The organism is Streptomyces flavalbus (assembly GCF_042674625.1).
GTDB lineage: Bacteria > Actinomycetota > Actinomycetes > Streptomycetales > Streptomycetaceae > Streptomyces > Streptomyces flavalbus.
The window spans coordinates 1-4,424 of the sequence record NZ_JBHTEB010000004.1 but is presented as its reverse complement, the minus strand read 5'-3'; the positions used below and the strand labels follow the sequence as shown (position 1 = coordinate 4,424).

Annotated in this window: 6 protein-coding genes and 1 pseudogene; 1 reads left to right on the top strand and 6 read right to left on the bottom strand. The window is 52.3% G+C overall.

Annotation, left to right across the window (positions count from 1 at the left end):
• From ACFQZ6_RS35415 to rluE, 6 genes and pseudogenes are all read right to left on the bottom strand, one after another.
• Positions 1-281: lyase family protein (locus ACFQZ6_RS35415; RefSeq protein ID WP_381619122.1), on the bottom strand; the 281-nt coding region annotated here is incomplete at its 3' end.
• A complete protein-coding gene (locus ACFQZ6_RS35410) occupies positions 190-609 on the bottom strand; it encodes a lyase family protein (RefSeq protein ID WP_381619119.1) in 420 nt (139 codons plus the stop codon). The genes ACFQZ6_RS35415 and ACFQZ6_RS35410, both read right to left, overlap by 92 nt.
• Before the next feature lie 128 nt (positions 610-737).
• Positions 738-1,379: a high frequency lysogenization protein HflD gene (gene hflD / locus ACFQZ6_RS35405; RefSeq protein ID WP_001297479.1), complete on the bottom strand. Its 642-nt coding sequence runs from the start codon at positions 1,377-1,379 to the stop codon at positions 738-740.
• Positions 1,380-1,414: 35 nt separating this feature from the next.
• Positions 1,415-2,499 (bottom strand): annotated as a pseudogene (gene mnmA / locus ACFQZ6_RS35400) (tRNA 2-thiouridine(34) synthase MnmA); the annotation flags it as partial.
• 71 nt (positions 2,500-2,570) lie between these two features.
• Positions 2,571-3,032 (bottom strand): phosphatase NudJ, encoded by a 462-nt coding sequence (gene nudJ, locus ACFQZ6_RS35395; protein ID WP_000476093.1) that lies wholly within the window; start codon positions 3,030-3,032, stop codon positions 2,571-2,573.
• Positions 3,033-3,041: 9 nt separating this feature from the next.
• Entirely contained in the window at positions 3,042-3,665 is a 624-nt protein-coding gene (gene rluE / locus ACFQZ6_RS35390; protein ID WP_001363326.1) for a 23S rRNA pseudouridine(2457) synthase RluE, read from the bottom strand.
• A gap of 201 nt (positions 3,666-3,866) precedes the next feature.
• On the opposite strand from rluE, the gene ACFQZ6_RS35385 reads away from it, so the two are divergent.
• Positions 3,867-4,424, top strand: a 558-nt coding sequence (locus ACFQZ6_RS35385; RefSeq protein WP_381619098.1) for an isocitrate/isopropylmalate family dehydrogenase, incomplete at its 3' end; no start/stop codon positions are given.

The window sequence follows — 4,424 nt, the reverse complement described above, 5'->3', positions numbered from 1 at the left end:
GTGTACGGGTTCCACTGAATACCCAGCGAGGTGACGAACTCTTCGCTGAACTGATGCCAGTCAACTTCCGGGTAAGCGGCGATGTGGGCGTTGTAGTTACCGACAGCGCCGTTGATTTTGCCGAGGATCTCCACCTGGTTAAGCTGGCGGTACTGGCGCTCCATACGGTAGGCGACGTTAGCCATCTCTTTACCAATGGTTGACGGCGTGGCTGGCTGACCGTGGGTACGGGACAGCAGCGGGATATCGCGATACTGAACGGCAGAGATTTTTAATGCCATCAATCAGTTGACGCCAGTACGGCAGGATCACTTCATCACGCGCGGTTTTCAGCATTAATGCGTGGGAGAGGTTATTGATATCTTCCGAAGTACAGGCAAAGTGGATGAATTCAGAAACCGCGTGCAGTTCCGGGATCTCCGCCACTTTTTCTTTCAGGAAATACTGAACCGCTTTAACGTCGTGGTTAGTGGTACGCTCGATGGTTTTGATGCGTGCTGCATCTTCTTCGCTGAAACTGGCGACAATTGCATCAAGGTAACCGATTGCGTCGGCAGCAAAGCAGGAACTTCCTTGATCGCTGCGTGCGCGGCCAGTTTTTGCAGCCAACGTACTTCAACTTGTACACGGAATTTCAGCAAACCATATTCGCTGAAAATCCCGCGCAGCGCGCTGACTTTATCGCCGTAGCGTCCATCGACAGGGGAAACGGCGGTCAGTGAGGATAATTCCATAGATCACAACTCCGGGGTTAAATGAGCAAGAATTTGTTTTGCCTGAGTGGTCAGGCGATTACGAGAAAACATCAGTTGCAGACGTCCGCCGCCGACCTGGTGCCAGAGCACGGCGGCGCGAATGCCTGCCAGCAGGGTTGCGCGAACTTTCGCCTGCACTTGTGGGCTTTGCAGTACAGCAGGGGAACCGGTGACCTGAATGCGCGGGCCAAGCGGGCTAATCACATCAACATAGATAGCAGCCATCGCGCTCATCAGCGTTTCGGACTGTAAATCGAAGTGTTCGAGCTGGCGTTGCAGGCCGTTGATCCGGTTGCCCAGAGTGTCGAGCGCACCTTTCGCTGAGGAGAGTTTGCGCTCAAGCACCATCAGACTGAGTGTGTAGCGGGTTAATTCGGCGTTTAAGCCCTGGCGACTGCTGGCATTGAGCACGCCGAGCAAGGTTTCCAGCCCGACGCGCAGGTTGGCTTCGCTACCGCCAAAAACCGCCAGCGTCGAGCTGGGGTTCATATCGATAATACTGTTGAGTGAGACGTGTAGCGCATCGGCATCACAATGCCCCTGGTGAGCGAGTTGTTGCACCAGGCGTGCCGACTGACAAATACCGGCCAGGGCGAGGGTGATGTCATAGTAATTCTTTGCCACGTTCACTGCTTCCTTGTTTTAAGTAAAGATAATAATCAGACCGGCAGCGGCAGACGCTGCTCAATAATACCGCCACCGAGGCACACTTCACCGTTATAGAAAACGGCAGACTGGCCCGGCGTCACGGCGGCAACCGGCTCATCGAAAATCACTTCAATGCGATCATCGTCCAGCGCCTTGACGGTGCACGGGATGTCGGTCTGGCGATAGCGGGTTTTTACCGTGCAACGCATAGTACCGGTGAACGGTTCGCGATCGACCCAGTGCAGCTGCTGGGCAATCAGACCGACAGACATCAGACGCGGGTGTTCATGGCCTTGCGCAACAATCAGAATGTTGTTTTCGACGTCTTTATCGACCACATACCACGGTTCTTCGGTGCCGTCTTTGGTGCCACCGATACCCAGACCTTTACGCTGACCGAGGGTGTGATACATCAGCCCCTGGTGCTCACCAATTTCATCGCCATCGACGGTAATGATTTTGCCCGGTTGCGCCGGGAGATAACGGCCCAGGAACTCGCGGAATTTACGTTCGCCAATGAAGCAAATGCCGGTAGAGTCTTTTTTCGCGGTGACCAGACCAAGATCTTCAGCAATCTTACGCACCTGCGGTTTTTCCAGTTCGCCGACCGGGAACAGGCTTTGCGCAATCTGCTCATGGCTGAGCGTATAAAGGAAGTAGCTCTGGTCTTTATTGCTGTCCAGACCACGCAGCAGGCGGCTCTTGCCATCGACATCTGCCCGACGTACGTAATGACCGGTAGCGATATAATCGGCACCTAAATCTTCGGCGGCAAATTCGAGGAAAGCTTTAAATTTGATCTCTTTGTTGCACAGAATATCCGGATTGGCGTGCGACCGGCTTTATATTCGGCAAGGAACAGTTCGAAGACGTTGTCCCAGTACTCGGCAGCAAAGTTAACGGTGTGCAGTTCAATGCCGAGCTTGTCGCAGACAGCCTGGGCATCAGCCAGATCCGCTGCCGCTGTGCAATATTCCTCACCGTCGTCTTCTTCCCAGTTCTTCATAAACAGGCCTTCGACCTGATATCCCTGTTGTTGCAACAGCCAGGCAGAAACGGAGGAATCGACACCGCCGGACATGCCGACGATTACTTTTTTTGCGGTTTCAGACATTGGATCACTCACGACATTGAACTTCAAGGCGGCGTATTCTATCACGCAGCCTTTTAGATGACACCCTTTGTAAAAGGCCAGTTAAAATCGCCAATCATCTCCAGCGGATAGCGTTGCCCGCTTTGATAACAACGAATACTTTCCGCCACCAGCGGCGAACGAAGATTTGACGCCTGTAAAATTTCTTCGGCGCTGACCCAACGGCAGCAGTCGATATCGCTGTCATGAGGCTGCGTCGGGCATATTTGCTCAAGCTCAATGGCAAAGAGGAAACGCAAAAACGGCGTTTTATCGGGCGCAATCCACTGATGCATACGAATAAAGTGTTGCGGCTGCGCGCTGATGCCGGTTTCTTCCCACAGCTCACGGGCGGCGGCTTCCACTAAGGTTTCATCGGCTTCCAGGTGCCCGGCAGGTTGGTTCCATAACGCTTTACCATTAATCGTCTCTTCAACGACTAAAAATTTGCCTTCTGCGTGCACCACGCAAGCAACGGTAACGTGCGGTTTAAACATTTTGCATCCTTAATCTGTCGCGTCTCGCCATTCGCCATTGGCAAGATTATCCAAAGAGTAATCCCCCATCGCATAGCGAATCAGTCGCAGCGTGGGGAAACCAACATGGGCGGTCATGCGGCGCACCTGGCGATTACGTCCTTCATATAAGGTGATCTTCAGCCAGCTGGTGGGAATACTTTTGCGCTCACGAATTGGTGGATTCCGCGGCCATAACCACGCGGGTTCTTCAACCAGCTCCGCGCCTGCGGGCAGGGTAGGGCCATCATTTAAGGTTACGCCATTGCGCAAGGCTTCAAGTGCGTCTTGTGTGGGAATACCTTCCACCTGCACATAATAGATTTTTCCGGTGCGTTTACCCGGCTGGGTTAAACGCGCCTGCAACGCGCCGTTATTGGTCAGCACCAGTAACCCTTCGCTGTCGCGGTCGAGACGACCTGCCGCATACACCCCCTGAACCGGGATGAATTCTTTTAATGTTTTGCGTCCGGCTTCATCGGTGAACTGCGGAAGAACATCGTAGGGTTTATTGAACAGGATCACACGCGTGGGCTGGTTTTCAGGTTTACGCCTGGTAGAACGTTGCGAGCTGAATCGCTTAACCTGGTGATTTCTAAAAGAAGTTTTTTGCATGGTATTTTCAGAGATTATGAATTGCCGCATTATAGCCTAATAACGCGCATCTTTCATGACGGCAAACAATAGGGTAGTATTGACAAGCCAATTACAAATCATTAACAAAAAATTGCTCTAAAGCATCCGTATCGCAGGACGCAAACGCATATGCAACGTGGTGGCAGACGAGCAAACCAGTAGCGCTCGAAGGAGAGGTGAATGGAAAGTAAAGTAGTTGTTCCGGCACAAGGCAAGAAGATCACCCTGCAAAACGGCAAACTCAACGTTCCTGAAAATCCGATTATCCCTTACATTGAAGGTGATGGAATCGGTGTAGATGTAACCCCAGCCATGCTGAAAGTGGTCGACGCTGCAGTCGAGAAAGCCTATAAAGGCGAGCGTAAAATCTCCTGGATGGAAATTTACACCGGTGAAAAATCCACACAGGTTTATGGTCAGGACGTCTGGTTGCCTGCTGAAACCCTTGATCTGATTCGTGAATATCGCGTTGCCATTAAAGGCCCGCTGACCACTCCGGTTGGTGGCGGTATTCGCTCTCTGAACGTTGCCCTGCGCCAGGAACTGGATCTCTACATCTGCCTGCGTCCGGTACGTTACTATCAGGGCACTCCAAGCCCGGTTAAACACCCTGAACTGACCGATATGGTTATCTTCCGTGAAAACTCGGAAGACATTTATGCGGGTATCGAATGGAAAGCAGACTCTGCCGACGCTGAGAAAGTGATTAAATTCCTGCGTGAAGAGATGGGCGTGAAG

Bases quoted from the DNA above. Each gene is read 5' to 3' on its own strand.
- nudJ (WP_000476093.1), bottom strand. From the start codon at position 3,032: ATGTTTAAACCGCACGTTACCGTTGCTTGCGTGGTGCACGCAGAAGGC.
- rluE (WP_001363326.1), bottom strand. From the start codon at position 3,665: ATGCAAAAAACTTCTTTTAGAAATCACCAGGTTAAGCGATTCAGCTCG.